15 protein-coding genes are annotated in these 17579 nt (G+C 54.2%); 8 read left to right on the forward strand and 7 right to left on the reverse strand.

Annotation, left to right across the window (positions count from 1 at the left end; all coding sequences use genetic code 11):
- Nucleotides 1-33: 33 nt before the first annotated feature.
- The 4 genes from dnaE to ACILP4_RS05965 form a co-directional block, all read right to left on the reverse strand.
- A complete protein-coding gene (gene dnaE / locus ACILP4_RS05950) occupies nt 34-3510 on the reverse strand; it encodes a DNA polymerase III subunit alpha (protein WP_395619826.1) in 3477 nt (1158 codons plus the stop codon).
- 62 nt (nt 3511-3572) lie between these two features.
- Nucleotides 3573-4061, reverse strand: a complete 489-nt coding sequence (locus ACILP4_RS05955) for a glutathione peroxidase (protein WP_395619827.1) — start codon at nt 4059-4061, stop codon at nt 3573-3575.
- A gap of 15 nt (nt 4062-4076) precedes the next feature.
- Nucleotides 4077-4748, reverse strand: a complete 672-nt coding sequence (locus tag ACILP4_RS05960) for an ABC transporter ATP-binding protein (RefSeq protein WP_395619828.1) — start codon at nt 4746-4748, stop codon at nt 4077-4079.
- Nucleotides 4741-5991 (reverse strand): lipoprotein-releasing ABC transporter permease subunit, encoded by a 1251-nt coding sequence (locus ACILP4_RS05965; protein ID WP_395619829.1) that lies wholly within the window; start codon nt 5989-5991, stop codon nt 4741-4743. Before ACILP4_RS05965 ends, ACILP4_RS05960 begins: the two co-directional genes overlap by 8 nt.
- A 450-nt stretch (nt 5992-6441) precedes the next feature.
- On the opposite strand from ACILP4_RS05965, the gene ACILP4_RS05970 reads away from it, so the two are divergent.
- Entirely contained in the window at nt 6442-6927 is a 486-nt protein-coding gene (locus tag ACILP4_RS05970; RefSeq protein ID WP_395619830.1) for an Hsp20 family protein, read from the forward strand.
- An 82-nt stretch (nt 6928-7009) separates the two neighbouring features.
- On the opposite strand, the gene ACILP4_RS05975 is transcribed toward ACILP4_RS05970, so the two are convergent.
- The 3 genes from ACILP4_RS05975 to tpiA all read right to left on the reverse strand — a co-directional run bounded on the left by ACILP4_RS05975 (nt 7010) and on the right by tpiA (nt 9935).
- Complete coding sequence (locus ACILP4_RS05975) at nt 7010-8644, reverse strand: CTP synthase (protein ID WP_395619831.1); 1635 nt, start codon at nt 8642-8644, stop codon at nt 7010-7012.
- Between the two features lie 99 nt (nt 8645-8743).
- Nucleotides 8744-9103 carry a preprotein translocase subunit SecG gene (gene secG / locus ACILP4_RS05980; RefSeq protein ID WP_395619880.1) on the reverse strand — a complete coding sequence of 120 codons (360 nt, stop codon included), beginning with the start codon at nt 9101-9103 and terminating at the stop codon, nt 8744-8746.
- Nucleotides 9104-9188: 85 nt separating this feature from the next.
- Nucleotides 9189-9935 (reverse strand): triose-phosphate isomerase, encoded by a 747-nt coding sequence (gene tpiA, locus ACILP4_RS05985; protein WP_395619832.1) that lies wholly within the window; start codon nt 9933-9935, stop codon nt 9189-9191.
- A gap of 153 nt (nt 9936-10088) precedes the next feature.
- On the opposite strand from tpiA, the gene ACILP4_RS05990 reads away from it, so the two are divergent.
- The 7 genes from ACILP4_RS05990 to ACILP4_RS06020 are packed head-to-tail and all read left to right on the forward strand — an operon-like array spanning nt 10089 to nt 17544.
- Nucleotides 10089-12029: a peptidylprolyl isomerase gene (locus ACILP4_RS05990; RefSeq protein WP_395619833.1), complete on the forward strand. Its 1941-nt coding sequence runs from the start codon at nt 10089-10091 to the stop codon at nt 12027-12029.
- Entirely contained in the window at nt 12016-13491 is a 1476-nt protein-coding gene (trpE, locus tag ACILP4_RS05995) for an anthranilate synthase component I (RefSeq protein WP_395619834.1), read from the forward strand. Before ACILP4_RS05990 ends, trpE begins: the two co-directional genes overlap by 14 nt.
- A 41-nt stretch (nt 13492-13532) precedes the next feature.
- The gene (locus ACILP4_RS06000) at nt 13533-14132 is read left to right on the forward strand and encodes an anthranilate synthase component II (RefSeq protein WP_395619835.1); all 600 of its coding nucleotides are present in this window, start codon (nt 13533-13535) and stop codon (nt 14130-14132) included.
- A complete protein-coding gene (gene trpD / locus ACILP4_RS06005) occupies nt 14129-15124 on the forward strand; it encodes an anthranilate phosphoribosyltransferase (RefSeq protein WP_395619836.1) in 996 nt (331 codons plus the stop codon). The genes ACILP4_RS06000 and trpD overlap by 4 nt, the downstream gene beginning before the upstream one ends.
- Entirely contained in the window at nt 15124-15906 is a 783-nt protein-coding gene (gene trpC / locus ACILP4_RS06010; RefSeq protein WP_395619837.1) for an indole-3-glycerol phosphate synthase TrpC, read from the forward strand. Before trpD ends, trpC begins: the two co-directional genes overlap by 1 nt.
- Nucleotides 15899-16366 carry a cyclic pyranopterin monophosphate synthase MoaC gene (moaC, locus tag ACILP4_RS06015; RefSeq protein ID WP_395619838.1) on the forward strand — a complete coding sequence of 156 codons (468 nt, stop codon included), beginning with the start codon at nt 15899-15901 and terminating at the stop codon, nt 16364-16366. The genes trpC and moaC overlap by 8 nt, the downstream gene beginning before the upstream one ends.
- Nucleotides 16363-17544 (forward strand): molybdopterin molybdotransferase MoeA, encoded by a 1182-nt coding sequence (locus ACILP4_RS06020; RefSeq protein WP_395619839.1) that lies wholly within the window; start codon nt 16363-16365, stop codon nt 17542-17544. Before moaC ends, ACILP4_RS06020 begins: the two co-directional genes overlap by 4 nt.
- The last annotated feature ends 35 nt before the right edge of the window (nt 17545-17579 follow it).

Consider the following 17579-nt stretch of genomic DNA (forward strand, 5'->3'; position numbering starts at 1 on the left):
GCAGACGCAATTTCTGTCTACGATTTTCGCAGTTCAGTGCACCAATGCCAAAACAGGCCCCAATGGTGCAAGCTCTACATTTTCAATGCCATCAATATTGCGCAATTGGTCCAACAGAGATGTATCTATCTGGAAACGGCGACCGAGCGCGATATGCACCCAGCGACCATCGGCGGCGCGGGTTTTTATGACCAATTCGCTACGACCACCATGTAATGGCGCAACGATTTCAGCGAGCCGCGACATGGCTTCTTCATGTGTCACATCTAACTGCATTTTTAGTCGTGACACGCTGGTTAAGCCTGAGAGGGGCTTTGCGCTTTTAACCGTAAAACTCGGCATTTCATCGCCTGGGCGCATATCCATTTCGCAATGAAGCAAAAGGCACTCCGCGTCTTTTGCCCACTCGGCAAGCTGAATGCCGACCGCCTCATCAAAGCATCGCACCGAAAATTGGCCGCTATTGTCTGAGAAATCAGCAATCATGAAGCGCTTGCCCTTGCGCGATTCACGCCAACGAACGCCTTCAATCAAGGCTGACATGGTAGCCACGCGACGAACACCTTCGGGTATCGGTCCGCTGTCGAGCCAAATCGCATAAGGTTTTGCGCCATGGCTACTGGCCAATGCATCATATTGTGAACAGGGATGCGCCGAAAAATAGAATCCAAATGCATCCTTTTCTTGATTCATTTGTTCGCCAGGTGCCCATTGCAGGCTGTTGTCGATCCGTATTGCTGCCATGTCGGACCCAGCCTCACCAAATAAGCCGCCCTGCCCGCTTTCGCGCGAATCCCGCGCCGATTGCGCTGCTGCCAAAAGCGTTTCCGCCGCCGCATATACAGCGCCGCGGTTTGGTTCCAACGGATCAAAAGCTCCAGCAGCAGCAAGATTTTCAAGGCTTCGGCGATTAATCTGGCTTGGGTCAACGCGGTTGGCAAAGTCATCAAGGCTTTTGAACAAACCCGCCGCTCCGCGTTCTGCGACCAATATTTCCATTGCCCGTTCGCCGACATTTTTAATGCCGCCCAATGCGTAACGTACCGCGTGCTCCCCATCCGCATTGGTCTCGACGGTAAATTCGGCTTCGCTGCGGTTGATGTCCGGAGCCAGACAAGTAACCTCCAGGCGGCGCATGTCGTCCATGAAAATAGCGAGCTTGTCGGTCTGATGCATGTCAAAACACATGGACGCAGCGTAAAATTCTTCGGGGTGGTGCGTTTTCAACCATGCGGTTTGATAGGCCAACACAGCATAAGCCGCGGCATGGCTTTTGTTAAAACCGTAGCCTGCAAATTTATCGATTAAGTCAAACAGCTCATTGGCGCGGTTGGGCGTAATGGCGTGCGCAGCGCAGCCCGTGACGAAACGTTCGCGCTGGGCATCCATTTCGGCCTGAATCTTCTTACCCATGGCCCTGCGCAGCAAATCTGCTTCCCCAAGGCTGTACCCAGCCAAAATCTGCGCGGCTTGCATAACTTGTTCTTGGTAAACGAAAATCCCGTAGGTCTCGTTCAAAACTGGCTCTAACAAGGGGTGCGGATATTCAATATTCTCCTCCCCATTTTTGCGACGGCCAAACATTGGAATATTGTCCATTGGACCCGGGCGGTACAGCGACACGAGCGCGATAATGTCCCCAAAGTTGGTCGGCTTCACCGCCGCGAGCGTGCGCCGCATGCCTTCGGATTCCAATTGGAATACGCCCACGGTGTCGCCACGTTGCAGCAGTTCGTACACAGCAGGGTCATCATGCGGCAGCAGGTCGAGATTGATCTCTACGCCACGCTTAGCGAGCATTTGGCTACCTTTTTGCAGCACAGAAAGGGTTTTAAGACCCAGAAAGTCAAACTTAACAAGGCCAGCGCTTTCGACATATTTCATGTCGAATTGAGTCACCGGCATGTCTGAGCGCGGATCACGATATAATGGCGCCAATTCCGATAATTCGCGGTCACCAATCACGACACCGGCGGCATGTGTTGAGCTGTGGCGCGGAAGGCCCTCCAGCTTCATCGCAAGATCGAACAAGCGCTTAACCTGCGCATCACGCCGATATTCCTCGCGTAACTCCGCCACGCCAGAAAGCGCACGTTTCAAATCCCACGGGTCAGCGGGCAAATTTGGAACTTGCTTACACAGTCGGTCCACTTGGCCATAGCTCATCTGGAGCACGCGTCCGGTGTCGCGCAAAACTGCGCGTGCTTTCAACTTTCCAAAAGTGATAATCTGCGCAACTTGGCGGGAGCCGTATTTCTTCTGCACATAACGAATGACTTCGCCACGGCGCGTTTCGCAAAAGTCGATATCGAAGTCAGGCATCGACACACGGTCAGGGTTTAGGAAGCGTTCAAACAGTAACCCAAGTTTAATCGGGTCAAGATCGGTTATTGTTAACGCCCAAGCGACCAGCGAACCTGCACCCGACCCGCGACCCGGCCCGACCGCAATATCTTGTTCCTTGGCCCATTTGATAAAATCGGCAACGATCAGGAAATATCCAGGAAAGCCCATGGCGCAAATGACATCGGCTTCAAATTTCAACCGGTCAAAATAGACTTGCCGTTCCGTAGGATCCGTTATCCCCGCAATCTCAAGGCGTTTTTCCAGACCAAGCCGTGCATCCTCACGCAATTGCGCGTCTTCGGCGGTTCGATCACCTGCAAGGCTTGGTAAAATTGGGCTTCGATAAGGGGCGAGAGCGGCGCAGCGCTGCGCGATTACAAGCGTATTGGACAATGCTTCAGGCACATCAGCGAATAACTCCGCCATTTGCTTGCCTGTTTTGATCCATGTATCGCGGCTGCTCCTGCGGCGATCCGCGCTTTCGATATAGGCGCCGTCTGAGATGCAGAGCATTGCATCATGCGCGTCGAAGAAATCAGGTTCGGCAAAAAACGCAGGATTGGTGGCGACCAGCGGTACATCATGGGCGTATGCAAGGTCGATAAGTGCGTTTTCGGCAGCTTCCTCAACCGCGTCATTGCGCCTGCTGAGTTCGATATACAAACTATCGGAAAACAGCGCCTGTAGACGCGTCAGGTAGCTGAATGCGGCATCATGTTGCCCCTCGCTCAGCAAACGGGTCAAAGCGCCCTCTGCACCACCTGTAAGGGCGATTAGGCCGTCCTTATGGTTGGCAAGCTGTTCCAGCGTCACATGCGCATCAAGGTCCTCTGGGCGGTCCAGATGCGCCATAGAAACCAATCGGCAGAGATTATTATAACCACTTTCGTTTTGAGCAAATAAGGGCAACCAATCCCGGATGAACTTTCCGTCGTTCGTCGGTCGCCGGATTCCAAGCAACGCGCCGATGATCGGTTGCACACCGTAATATTTCGCGCCGTCTTGAAACGGCATAACGCCATAAAGGCCATTGCGATCACAAATCGCTATGGCAGGAAAGGCTAGTTTCTTCGCGGTTTCGCCAATGGCCTTAGGCTCAATCGCACCTTCCAATATAGTGTATGCAGAATACACACGGAGAGGGACGAAGGGTACATAAGCCATGCCCCATTGTTAGTTGACGTTCCTGATTCGACAAAGTCTGATTCAGGCTAAGCTGTGGACAATCAGGCTGGCGCTGCGAGCAACTTTTCAATGTCCTTGGCCAACGCCTCTGGCTTTACCTGTGGGCCATGACGGGCGACAACATTGCCTTTGCGATCGACAAGGAATTTGGTGAAGTTCCATTTGATACCGCGGGAACCCAAAAGGCCAGCTTGCTGCTGCTTCAAATAATGCCACAACGGATCTTCATCCGTTCCGTTGACATCGATTTTGTCCGCCAAGGGAAAGGAAACATCATAAGTCAGCGAACAGAAATTCTGAATTTCTTGCGCGTCGCCAGGTTCCTGCGCACCGAACTGATTGCATGGGAATGCCAAGATTTCGAGCCCTTGGTCCTTATACTGCCGATAGAGCGCCTCTAGGCCCTTATACTGCGGCGTGAAGCCGCATTTGGACGCGGTGTTTACCACCAAAAGAACCTTGCCCTGATGAGCCGCCATCGCCGCGGTTCCGCCGCCGGGCATTTTTACGGTGAAATCATAAACTGACATATCGCGTCCCCTCATTTAGCCCAATTTGCCATCATGCAAGCGCACGATGCGGTCCATCTTTGCCGCCAATCGCTCATTATGCGTTGCAACTATGGCAGAAGATCCAACTTCGCGCACTAGCGCCATAAATTCGCCGAGAACGATATCGGCCGTGTGCTCATCCAAATTGCCGGTTGGTTCATCGGCCAAAACCAGCTTTGGCCGGTTCGCCAACGCCCGCCCCACGGCAACCCGCTGCTGCTCACCGCCGGACAATTTTGAGGGCCGATGGTGCAGCCGTTCGGACAGGCCCAACTGCGTCAGCAAATAGGTCGCCCGTTCTTGCGCAACATCGGGCGCAACATCGGCAATCAACTGCGGCAAAATAACATTTTCCAACGCGTCAAAGTCAGGGAGCAAATGGTGAAACTGATATACAAAACCAAGTTTCTGACGGCGTATCTCGGTTTGGCGGTCCACGCCCGCTGTGCTGACTTCTTCGCCGTCCAATTTGATGGACCCCGAAAATCCACCTTCCAACAAGCCAACAGCCTGAAGCAAGGTCGACTTGCCGGAACCCGATGGCCCAAGCAATGCAACAAGCTCACCCTTGCCAATGCGCAGATCAACCCCGCGCAGGACCTCTATGGTAACATCGCCTTGCACAAATTTACGCCGAACATCAATGAGTTCCAAGATATTATTCATAACGCAGCACCTGAACTGGGTCGGTACTTGCGGCCTTTAAAGCCGGGTACAAGGTTGCAAGGAAGCTGAACAGCAAAGCCAGTCCGCAGATCGCCAATACTTCAAACGGGTCCGTGCGCGATGGCAGCTCGGTCAAGAACCGGATAGATGGGTCCCACAAATTCTGTCCGGTAACAAATTGAATGAAGTTCACGACCGACTGACGGAAATACAGGAATATCGCGCCCAATATCATGCCCAAAACAATGCCGGATGAACCAATTAACAAGCCGACTGTCATGAAAATCTTCAGCAGTGATTTTCGCGACGCGCCCATCGTTCGCAATATGGCAATGTCACGGGTTTTGGCACGCACTAGCATGATGAGTGACGACAATATGTTGAACACGGCAACCAGCACGATAATCGACAGCACGACAAACATGGCAACCCGCTCAACCGCCAAAGCTTCGAACAAGGATGCATTCATGCTTTTCCAGTCTACAATCTGACCTTTATTCTCAAGCTTCGGCAATAATGGCAGGAGTATCTCGTTCACCTTATCGGGATTTTCGGTCTTAATCTCTATCATGCCGATTTCATCACCCATCAGCATCAGGATTTGCGCGCGTTCGATGGGCATGATGACAAACGCTTTGTCATAATCATACACGCCCACCTCAAAGATAGCCGCAACCTCATAAGAAATCTCACGCGGTACAGTGCCAAAAGGCGTGGTACGTCCGGCGGGGTTGATAATCGTGACACTCTGTCCGACCTGAACCCCAAGATTTTGGGCAAGCCGCGATCCAATCGCAACCTTATCCTCATTGGCGTTTAACCTGCGTAAATCACCCGCGACAGTCTTTCCCTTCAACGTGTCGTTTCTTAGGATATCATTCACCGACATGCCGCGCGCCAATATGGCCTCAACCCGGCCATTGAAGGTTGTCAGCAAGGGTTGTTCGATCAATGCAGTGGCATCAGTGACGCCGTCAGTCTGCTTCGCTTCGTTAAGGATTTGCCGCCAATCTTGTAAGCGACCGCCGTAGCCCTGAATAACAGCATGGCCGTTTAGGCCGACAATTTTATCAAATAACTCGGCACGAAAGCCGTTCATCACACTCATCACAATGATCAACGCCGCGACACCCAACGCAACCGCGACCAGGCTGATACTGGCGACGAGGAAAATAAAGCCCTCCCCTTTACCCGGAAGCAGATATCGGCGTGCGACCATGCGTTCATATCGCGACAATATCATGTGCGGACACTCATATATGATTTCGGCATAAGCGTTTCTTAGGTTCCGCCATGAAGACTTGCAACTATTGTTGCAGGGACGCCACAGCATTGGAAAAAATGTGAGCGAGTGTTTGGTTCCATTTGCAAAGCGAATGCCAAAAGATGATGCAGACAAGGAATGCATCGATAGCCGAATATGGCCGATGGTTCAGGGAGAAAATCAGACCCGCCGGTGGGGACCGGTAGAGGCCTGAAACCACGCGGCAAAAAAGCCGCAACGCGAGGCCGTTCGGAAACTCCGAGCGGCCTTGTTTTTGTCGTGGTCAATTTTGCTGCCTTTTTTGCTCTTGCAATTTTTTTGCCGCATACCATCTTGCCTACCGGAGGCCGAAGGGCTCCAAAACGAACATGCTGGCCGCTGCATCTGCGGGGTTATCGACGAACCAAATTGCTTGATGGAGAATTTGAAATGAACCGTTTTGATTTTACACCTTATCGCCGGAATACTGTTGGCTTTGACCGCCTTTTTGAGCTGCTCGAAACCACAGGCCGCGCCGCGCAAAATGAAAATTACCCACCATTCAACATCGAACGCACGGGCGAAAATGACTATAAGGTCACTGTTGCCGTTGCCGGATTTAAAATCGATGAGGTCGATATCGTTGCGCAGCAAAATCTGCTGATTGTCACCGGCAGCAAGCAGTCCGAAAACAATGATAATCGCGATTTCCTTCATATGGGCATCGCAAACCGGAATTTCGAGCGTCGGTTTCAGCTCGCCGATCATATTCATGTGATTGATGCAGACATGGCCGATGGCCTTCTCATCATCACCCTTGTGCGTGAAGTGCCCGAAGCGTTAAAGCCGCGCAAAATCGTGATTGGCGCAAAAACTGCGTCCAATGTGATTGAACATGATGCCGTGCCCACGAAAAAAGGGCCGCAAGCCGCTTAAGCTAGAGAGATTGGGGCGGACGATACAGACGCGCCGCCCCTTCACTTTCTGCATAAGCGTTCAGAAATACCTGAAGCGTGCCTTATACCAAGCGGCTCTGTTGCAACGCAGCTTTCACGAAGCTGGCGAACAAGGGGTGCGGCGCAAATGGGCGTGATTTCAATTCTGGGTGGAACTGAACGCCGATGAACCATGGATGGTCGGGACGCTCGACAATCTCCGGTAATTCCCCATCGGGTGACATGCCGCTAAACACCAGACCGCCCTGCTCCAGCGCGTTCTTATAATGAACATTCACCTCATAACGATGGCGATGCCGCTCGGATATGTCCTGTGTGCCGTAAATTGACGCGACATGGCTATTGCCAGCCAGCACGGCATCATATGCGCCAAGACGCATTGTACCGCCCATGTCACCGCCCGTTTCACGCTTTTGAATACCCTCTTGGCTCATCCATTCCGTGATGATTCCCACGACCGGTTCATTTGTGGGACCAAATTCCGTGCTGGATGCGCCCGATAGGCCTGCGGTGTTCCGTGCGCCCTCAATACAAGCCATTTGCATGCCCAAGCATATGCCGAAAAAGGGCACCTGACGTTCGCGGGCGAATTTAACCGCCGCAATCTTGCCTTCAGAGCCGCGTTCGCCAAATCCGCCAGGAACCAAAATGGCGTTCATGGGCTCAAGCGCTGTGGCAATGTCATCTTCGGATTGCTCGAACAATTCGGCGTCAATCCATTTGATGTTAACCTTCACACGGTTCGACAGGCCGCCATGGGTTAAAGCCTCGTTGAGTGATTTATAGGCGTCAGCAAGGCCGACATATTTGCCGACAACGCCAATCGTCACCTCGCCCTCGGGGTTTGATTGCCGATCTATGATATCGTCCCAACGGCCAAGGTCAGGCTCGCCTTCCGATTCAAGGCCAAATGCCCGCAGCACTTCATTATCAAGCCCTTCGGCATGATATTGTAGGGGCACAGCATAAATGCTCTTTGCGTCCAACGCAGGAATAACTGCCTCTTTACGCACATTACAAAACGCCGCGATTTTCGCGCGCTCTGTTTCTGGCAACGGATGTTCGCAACGGCACAGCAACACATCGGGTTGAATACCCAGCGACGTCAATTCGCGCACGCTATGCTGTGTGGGTTTGGTCTTCAACTCACCTGCGGCGGCGATATAGGGAACCAAGGTCACGTGAACGGATAAGGTCCGTTCGCGCCCCAGTTCATTCCGCAACTGGCGAATGGCCTCAATAAACGGCAGCGATTCGATATCGCCTACCGTGCCGCCGATTTCGCACAGAACGAAATCCAGGTCCTGTGTCTCGGCCTTGGCGAATTCTTTAATGGCATCGGTAACGTGCGGTATGACCTGCACCGTTGCGCCAAGATAATCACCGCGACGTTCCTTTTGGATAATCGTCTGATAAATTCGGCCCGAAGTGATGTTGTCCGACTGACGCGCCGAAACGCCAGTAAAGCGCTCATAATGGCCAAGATCTAGGTCGGTTTCCGCTCCGTCATCAGTCACATAAACTTCGCCATGTTGATAAGGCGACATCGTTCCTGGGTCGACGTTCAGATAAGGGTCGAACTTCCGGATGCGGACGCGATAGCCGCGCGCTTGCAAAAGGGCAGCAAGCGATGCCGCCATAAGACCTTTGCCAAGCGAGGAGACCACGCCACCGGTGATAAAAATGAACCGTGTCATGGGAGAAAAGGCCTAAGCTATCTTTTCACCAAAACACAAGCGTGCGAATCCGGCAGATGAAAATTAACCTGTGTAAAACGGCGTTTCCGACCGCAACAATTATTTGTCGAGCGGCACTTCGGTTGCAGGCGTAGGCACTGCAGGCGTCGCAGCAGCCGGAGCATTCGTCACAGGCGCAGTCGGCGCTGCAGGCACTTCGGTGCGTTGCAAGCTGTTGTCGATTTCACCGGTACCGCCCTTTTTTGCCGCAACAAATGCCAGTGATATCGACAGAAGGATGAACACGGTTGCCAAGATCGTGGTTGTGCGGGTCAAAAAGTCGGCTGCACCGCGGGCGGACATGAGGCCCGATGGGCTTCCCCCCATCCCCAAGCCACCGCCTTCGGAACGCTGCATCAAGATGACGCCAACGAGCGATGCCGCGACAATGGCCTGAAGGACGATGAGAAAATGAAAAATACCCATGACAGAAATTCCGAATTTGAAAGGCAAAGCGCCAATGTTTATCGCGCCCACATAGCGAGCGCATAACAATTCTTCAATGCTATTCGCCTTTAGCTTGGGCCGCAGCCAATATCGGCTGGAATTTAGCGGCAGTGAGGCTCGCCCCGCCAATCAATCCACCGTCAACATTTGGCACTGCCAATAAGATCGCGGCATTGTCGCCGTTCATGGATCCGCCGTATAAAATGCGGATCTTTTCGCCTTCCGCGCCGAAACGCGCAACCAGAGAAGCGCGAATGGCGGCATGCATTTCTGCGACATCGGCGGGTTCCGCAACACGGCCCGTTCCTATGGCCCATACAGGTTCGTAGGCGACGCTAAGCCATCCGCCTGCCGCAGCGTCGGGTAAGGAATGCGCAACTTGACCGAGGACAATCTCCAACGCTTTGCCAGCTTCGCGTTCTTCAAGCGTTTCGCCGACGCATAGAATGGCCTTCAAACCCGCTGCCTGCGCCGCTTCAGCTTTGGCGCGGATGTCGCTGTCCTGTTCCTGCTGCGCTGCGCGACGTTCGCTATGACCAATGATGGTCAGCACAGCGCCTGCATCGGATAACATGTCGCCGGAAACGCATCCTGTATGCGCGCCTGATTTATGCATGTGACAATCTTGGCCGCCGATCGGAAACGCGCCAACGGCTTTTACGGCGCGTTCGATAAGCGTGGCCGGAACACATAAAGCCGAATCCACAGAAGTATGAAGCTGCGCCACGGCAGAAATTGTGACTATCTCGTCCAGATCACAGGACAAGCCGTTCATTTTCCAATTGCCGATAATAAACTTACGCATCTGAAACCCTCTATAACCCTGCGGTACGAATCTTTCTTGGCTATCCATGCTTTCCGCCATTTGGGCAAGTCTATCCCTTGATTGCCAGCGCCTTGCCGCCTAAAGCGGCACACAGAAGGCATTTAGCCCCGCATATGCAGGAAATTCTAGTTCATGATTAGCTCCATCCGTTCGCTCATTAATTCAAAATTCGGCGCGCTTTTCGCGCTTTTATTCGTTGGATTGATCGCCATTGCCTTTGCCCTTGGCGATGTTAGCGGTTCCGGTAATTTCGGCGCATTAAGTGGCGGTAACGTGGCCAGCGTAGGCGACAAGAACATCACCTTAAGTGAACTGAATGACTCGCTTGAAAACCAATTGCGGGCGGAGCGTCAGAACACACCAACGCTGGATATGACTCAATTTGTTGATGGCGGCGGATTAGATTCCACTTTGGAACAATTAATTAACCGTTATGCCATTGCGGTTTTCGGCGAAGAGCATGGCATTGCAGTGAGCAAGCGCCTGGTAGATTCCGAAATACGCAAAATCCCGGGCGCCATGGGGCTCGATGGAAAATTCAGCGCCGACGCGTTTCGCGCCTTTGCCCAACAAATCGGCGTCAGTGAAAAAGCAATTCGCGATGATTTAACTCAAAATTTGTTCGCACAGCAGATTTTGCCCGCAGCCGCCAGCGGTCCAGCTGCGCCTGACGGCATGGTTTTGCCTTATGCCTCTTTATTGTTGGAGCAACGCACCGGACAGATTGCGTCCATTCCGGCGACAGCATTCTTGCCAACGCGTGCGCCAAGCGAGGCCGTGCTGGCAAAGTTCTACAGCGCCAATGCCGTCAAGTTCACTATCCCCGAAAAGCGCGCTATCAGCTATGCAATCTTTGGGCGCGACATCATTGCACAACGCGCCAAGCCAACCGAGGCGGACATTGCGGCTTATTATAAAGCAAATGCCGCGCAGTTTGCAGCCTCACAAACACGAAATATCAGCCAAATGATTGTGCCAACAGAGGCCGCGGCCAAATCAGTTGTCGCGCAGGTTGCTGCGGGCAAGTCGCTTTCGGCAGTTGCTGGAGAACTGGGCCTATCGGTGACGACATCGATAAACGTCAGCAAAGACAGCCTGACGAGCTTAACAACGCCAGCAGTGGCGAATGCGGTATTCGCCGCAGCGCAGGGCAGCGTTGCAAAACCAGCACGTGGCAAGCTCGGTTGGACGGTGGCCCGTGTCGATGCCATCAATAATGTTGCGGCAAAATCGCTTGCAGCCGCGCGCGCCGACATTGAGAAGGAATTGCTCAAAACGCGCAGCGAAGAAATGCTGACCGAAATGACGGCCGAGATCGAAGATGCGTTCGCGGACGGCGCAACCATATCCGATGTGGCAAAGCAAAATGGGTTAACGATCAACACCTCCCCTAAACTGCTTGCGACTGGCCAGGACATCAGCAATCCATCCTATAAACCAATCGCAGAAATGGCAGCCATGTTGCCGGCAGCGTTCCAAATGGAAACCAGTGGCGAAGCGCAATTGATTGAGCTAATTCCTGGTGAAAAATTCGCTATGATTGCAGTTGCGGATTTCGACGAAGCGGCACCTCCGCCTTTGAATAGCGTCCGTAGCATTGTGCAAGAACAATGGGCGTTTTCGGAAGGTGCAAAGGCCGCGCGTGCTGCTGCCGATGCCTTGCGCAAGGCCGTAGATGCGGGGCAGCCGCTTCAGACGGCGCTTGCCGCCGCCGGTATCAAGGGCGCACAGATTGAGCGCCTTAGCGGTACCCGCGCGGATATCTCTCGCGATGGTCAACCTGCGCCACCGCCATTGTCGATGATGTTCGCCATGAAAAAGGGCACAGCAAAAATTCTTGCGGCGCGTGAGAATCGCGGTTGGTATGTGGTACATCTTACCGACGTAATAAAGGGGGATGCGGGTGGTAACGCGCCCATGCTGATGGCGCGCAAACAGGAGCTTTCAGGCATTTTGCAGCAGGAATATGCCGCACAGATGATATTATCTGCAGCGAAAAACGCTGGCGTTGAAAAGAATGAAGGCGGGATTGAAGAACTCCGCACCCGCCTGACAAGTCGTGACGGCAATTAAGCCGCAGCTCATTTGGCGAAAGCGCATCGCCGACACCGAAACACCGGTGTCGGCTGCGCTAAAATTGTTTGAGGCAGAGCGCGGCGATTTTATTTTGGAATCGGTCGAGGGCGGCGAAACACGCGGTCGCCATAGCCTAATTGGCATAGCGCCTGACCTTGTCTTCCGCGCCGCTGGCAACAAGGCAGAAATCAACAGCCAATGGATGACAGATCGGGATGCGTTTGTTCCCTCCCCGTTGCCGTCGCTCGACGCATTGCGAGCCTTAGCGGCAGAATGCCGGATGGATGTCTCTGAAGAACTGCCACCTGCACTTGCCTGCCTTGTTGGCTATTTCGGCTATGAAACTATTGGTTTGGTCGAGAAACTTCCCCGTGCACCGCAGTCGGCGCTGGAATTGCCCGACATGCTGTTTGTGCGGCCAACGGTCATTCTTTTGTTCGATCGCCTAAAGGACGAGATGTTCCTTGTGGCCCCAGTTTGGACGGGCATGGCAGACGTGCAAGCCATTGCACTGGCCCATGAGCGCTTGGATGAGGCAGAACGGTTGCTCGATGCGGGGCATGTCGCCCAGGCAGAGCCAACGGCGCAGAAAGATGGGCAAGAGCTGCAGCTGCAGCCCGTCCTTCCCGCCGGACGCTATGCAGACATGGTCACCGCAGCCAAGGATTACATACAAGCGGGCGACATTTTCCAAGTTGTTCTGGCGCAGCGGTTCACCGCGCCATTTGATTTGCCACCAGTGCATCTGTACCGCGCTTTGCGGCGGATTAACCCTTCCCCATTCCTGTATTTCATCGACCTTCCGGGATTTGCGCTTATCGGTTCAAGCCCGGAAATCTTGGTGCGTGCACGTGGCGGCGAAGTGACAATACGGCCAATTGCGGGAACACGGCCGCGCGGCAAAAGCAGCATTGAAGACGCAGAAAACAAGGCATCCCTGCTGGCCGACCCCAAAGAGCGAGCCGAACATCTCATGCTACTCGATTTGGGTCGCAACGATGTGGGCCGCGTAACCAAGGGCGGCAGCGTTACAGTTACTGATAGCTATATGGTCGAATTTTACAGCCACGTAATGCACATCGTGTCCAACGTGGTAGGTGAATTGGCTGATGATAAAGACGCGATTGACGCCTTATTTGCCGGCTTTCCGGCAGGCACAGTTTCCGGCGCGCCCAAGGTCCGCGCGTGCGAAATCATAGCGGAGCTGGAACCTGAAACCCGCGGGGCTTATGCGGGCGGGGTCGGCTATTTCTCGCCCAATGGCGATATGGATAGTTGTATCGTCCTGCGCACGGCGGTGGTCAAAGACGGCATTATGCATGTGCAGGCCGGCGCTGGCATTGTTGCCGACAGCAACCCCGAATATGAACAACGCGAATGTGAGGCAAAGGCGGGCGCACTCATTGCCGCGGCGCGCGAAGCCATTCGTGTGGCGGGTGAAGCTAAATTCGGGCAATAGTGCCTCTTCCACCCACGCGGCAAAGTCGCTAGGGACGCCGCATGATCTTAGTCATCGACAATTATGACAGCTTTACTTGGAACCTTGTCCATTATCTGATGGAACTTGGCGCTGAGGTAGAAGTTGTCCGCAATGACGATATTTCCGCAGGGCAAGCTTTGTCATCGGGTGCGCAAGCGTTCCTGATTTCCCCCGGACCAAAAACGCCAAATGAAGCGGGCGTAAGCCTTGATCTCGTCGCCGCTTGTGCCGATGCTGGTAAGCCACTGCTCGGCGTCTGCCTTGGCCACCAGACGATTGGGCAACATTTTGGCGGCACCGTCGCGCGCGGCGGTTTAATGCACGGCAAAACATCACCACTGACCCATGATAATAGCGGCCTGTTCGCAGGATTGCCCTCCCCGTTTCAGGCGACGCGCTACCACTCGTTAATTGTGGAAAATGTCCCCTCGAGCTTGGTTGTTAATGCCACCAGCGACGACGGCCATGTGATGGGTTTCCGTCACGCCACATTGCCAATCCACAGTGTGCAGTTTCACCCCGAAAGCATTGCGACCGAGCATGGGCACGCGATGTTGGCCAATTTCATGCGTATTGCGGGGTTGGCGGTCACGGATAAAGTTCAAAGAGAAAATACGTGAGCCGCTTTGTTATGTTACCCGACCCGCGGAATCCGTTCGACCATGACGAGGCGGCTCAGGCCTTTGCCGACATATTAGATGCCCGTGCGTCAGAGGAGGAGATTGAGGCCTTTCTGATTGCGTTAACCGCGCGTGGTGAGACGATGGTTGAAATCGCGGCTGCGGCGCAGGCGATGCGCAACCGACTGATCCCCATAGACGCACCAGAGGGTGCAATAGATGTTTGTGGCACGGGTGGTGATGGTCATCATACGTTGAATGTCTCCACAGCCGTGTCTTTGGTTGTTGCGGCGTGCGACGTGCCAGTCGCCAAGCATGGCAACCGCGCCGCATCGTCGAAGGCAGGTGCAGCGGACACGTTGGAGGCGCTTGGCCTCAACATGGAACGCGCGGGCCAGATGGCGGAAGAAACGCTCAAGGATTTGGGTATCTGTTTCCTGTTCGCCGCCAATCACCATCCCGCGATGAAACATATTCAGCCGATCCGCCAACGCATTGGCCAACGGACAATTTTTAACCTGATGGGCCCTTTGGCCAATCCTGCGGGCGTTAAACGGCAGCTTATCGGCATTGCGAACCCGGCTTATGTTCCTGTTTATGCAGAGGCGCTGCATCATTTGGGCACCGAACATGCGCGGGTCATTTCGGGCGACGAAGGCTTGGATGAATTGAGCCTTGCAGGCGGCAATGCAGTTGCTGTGGTTGATGCAGGTGGCGTTCGCTACCAGCGCACAACGGCGGCGGATGCCGGCCTTCCTTCTTATCCTGTTGAAGCCATTCGTGGCGGCGATGCGCAGCATAATGCTCTTGCCTTGCGCAACCTGCTTCAAGGCGAACATGGCGCCCATCGGGACGCTGTGTTGTTCAATGCGGCTGCAGCTTTGGTCGTCGCCGGGGTTGTTGAGACTATGCCAGAGGGCGTGGAAGAAGCAGCGGAAGCCATTGACAAGGGTCTTGCAAATGCGCTGCTCAATTGTTGGGTGGCCTATTGATGGCGGACAAGCTCGCAGAAATTTGCGCGACCAAGCGCGTCGAGGTTTCAGAACGTAAGCCAAAAGGCTTCGCGCATTGGCCAACGCCGTCGGCTCCTCGCGGATTTGAAGCGGCGCTGCGGCGCAAAAGCCAGACCAGCATTGCGCTGATTGCGGAGATCAAAAAAGCAAGCCCTTCCAAAGGCCTGATCCGTGCGGATTTCGACCCAGCGGCGCATGCAGTGGCCTATCAGACAGGCGGCGCAGCGTGTCTGTCCGTTTTGACCGATGCACCTTATTTTCAAGGGCATGAGGATTATCTGATCGCGGCGCGCAGCGCATGTGAACTACCCGTGATCCGCAAGGATTTCATGGTCGACCCGTGGCAATGTACAGAAGCGCGCGCGATGGGCGGTGATGCGATATTGATTATCGTAGCCGCGCTGGACGATGTTGTGATGATCGAGATTGAGGATGCCGCGCGGCGCGAAGGTCTCGATGTGCTGGTGGAGGTCCATGACGAGGCCGAACTTGAACGCGCGCTCAAACATTTGAAATCCAAGCTGGTCGGCGTGAACAACCGCAATTTGAAAACCTTTGAAGTGGATCTGGCCACAACAGAACGTCTGGCGAAACTGGTGCCGGATGACATTTTGCTCGTCTGCGAAAGCGGGATATCGACGCATGCCGATTGCCTACGCATGGCAGAGGCCGGCGTTAACACCTTCCTTGTCGGGGAGAGCCTGATGCGGCAAGATGATGTTCAATCCGCAACACAAAGGCTTTTGACGGGTCATGGCTGATCTCACGCATCTGGACAAGGATGGTGGCGCGCATATGGTCGATGTGTCGGCCAAAGCGGACACTGCGCGGGAGGCGGTTGCCGTAGGCCGGATATCCATGTCTGCCGAAGCATTAGCAGCGATACGCGCCGGTAATATGAAAAAAGGCGATGTGTTGGGCACGGCGCGCATCGCTGGCATATTGGCGGCGAAGAAGACGAGCGATCTCATTCCTTTGTGCCACCCGTTGATGTTGTCCAAAATAAGTGTCGATTTCGAATATGAAGCCACGTCGATTCGTGTCGAAGCGCGGGTGCGCTTGAACGGGCCAACGGGTGTGGAGATGGAGGCCTTGACCGCGGTCAGCGTGACCTTGTTGACCCTTTATGATATGGCCAAGGCGCTGGATAAATCCATGATCATTTCGGACATACGCTTGCTGTCCAAAACAGGCGGCAAATCGGGCGACTATCGGGCATGATCTCGGTTGCAGAAGCGCAGGCCAGGTTGCTGGCTTTGGCCTCTCCTTTGCCCCCGATTGAACAAGAATTGCTGCAGGCCATACGGCATTATTTGCACGCACCACTGGTGGCCAATCGCACGCAACCGGCTGCAGATCTATCAGCCATGGATGGCTATGCCGTCGCTGTAGCAGACTTTCCCGGTCCATGGCGCGTTATTGGCGAAAGCGCCGCCGGGCATCCCTTTAATGGCACCTTGCAAAGTGGCGAAGCCGTTCGCATTTTTACAGGCGCTTATGTGCCGCACAATGCGGACAGCGTCTTGATACAAGAAAATGCTTTGCGCGACGGCGACATAATGCGCATATCCGAAAACCACGCACTAAAGATCGGGGCCAATATCCGCCGACTTGGTAGCGATTTTCAGGCAGGTGACGAAATTCTGCCCGCAGGTTCCTATCTCGACGCAGGCGCGATTGCCGTAGCTGCGATGGCAGAGCATGGAATGCTCGCTGTTGGTGGCATTCCGCGCATTGCGATTGCCGCCACTGGCGACGAATTGGTACCCGCTGGTGCAGTCGCTGGTCTAGGCCAAATCCCCTGCTCCAACAGCCCTATGTTGCAAGCTATGCTGGCTGGCCTGCCCTGCGATGTATCGGACGCTGGTATATTGCGTGATGATTTGGACGCGTTGGAAACCAGCTTATTGGCGCTTTCCGGACAAGTGGATATCATCGTCACAACAGGCGGTGCATCGGTTGGCGATCATGATCTGGTGCAGACTGCGTTGCTGAACATCGGCGCCCAGATGGATTTCTGGAAAGTTGCAATGCGTCCCGGAAAGCCCTTGATGGCAGGCAAGATTGGTAATGCGGTGGTCCTCGGCCTGCCCGGCAACCCATCTTCTGCCTTCGTCACCGCATTTTTGTTCCTATTGCCGCTCATAAAGCACATGGCCGGCTGCACATCGCCATTGCCCGCATACTTTGCGGCGGCGACCGCGCACGACTTACCCGCAGGGGGAGACCGCGCCGAGTATGTGCGCGCAAAAGCCGAAGGCGGCCATATTTCCCCGCTTATGGTGCAGGACAGCGGCCTGACGCACACTTTATCTCAAGCCAATGCTTTGCTCATTCAACAGCCATATGCTCCACCAAGACCCAAAGGCACAATGGTTCAATATATGCGCCTGTTGTAAATTTTGGACAGAAAATGCGCGATTGTTCTTGACTT

This window comes from Sphingorhabdus sp. (assembly GCF_044239045.1).
Lineage (GTDB): Bacteria > Pseudomonadota > Alphaproteobacteria > Sphingomonadales > Sphingomonadaceae > Sphingorhabdus_B.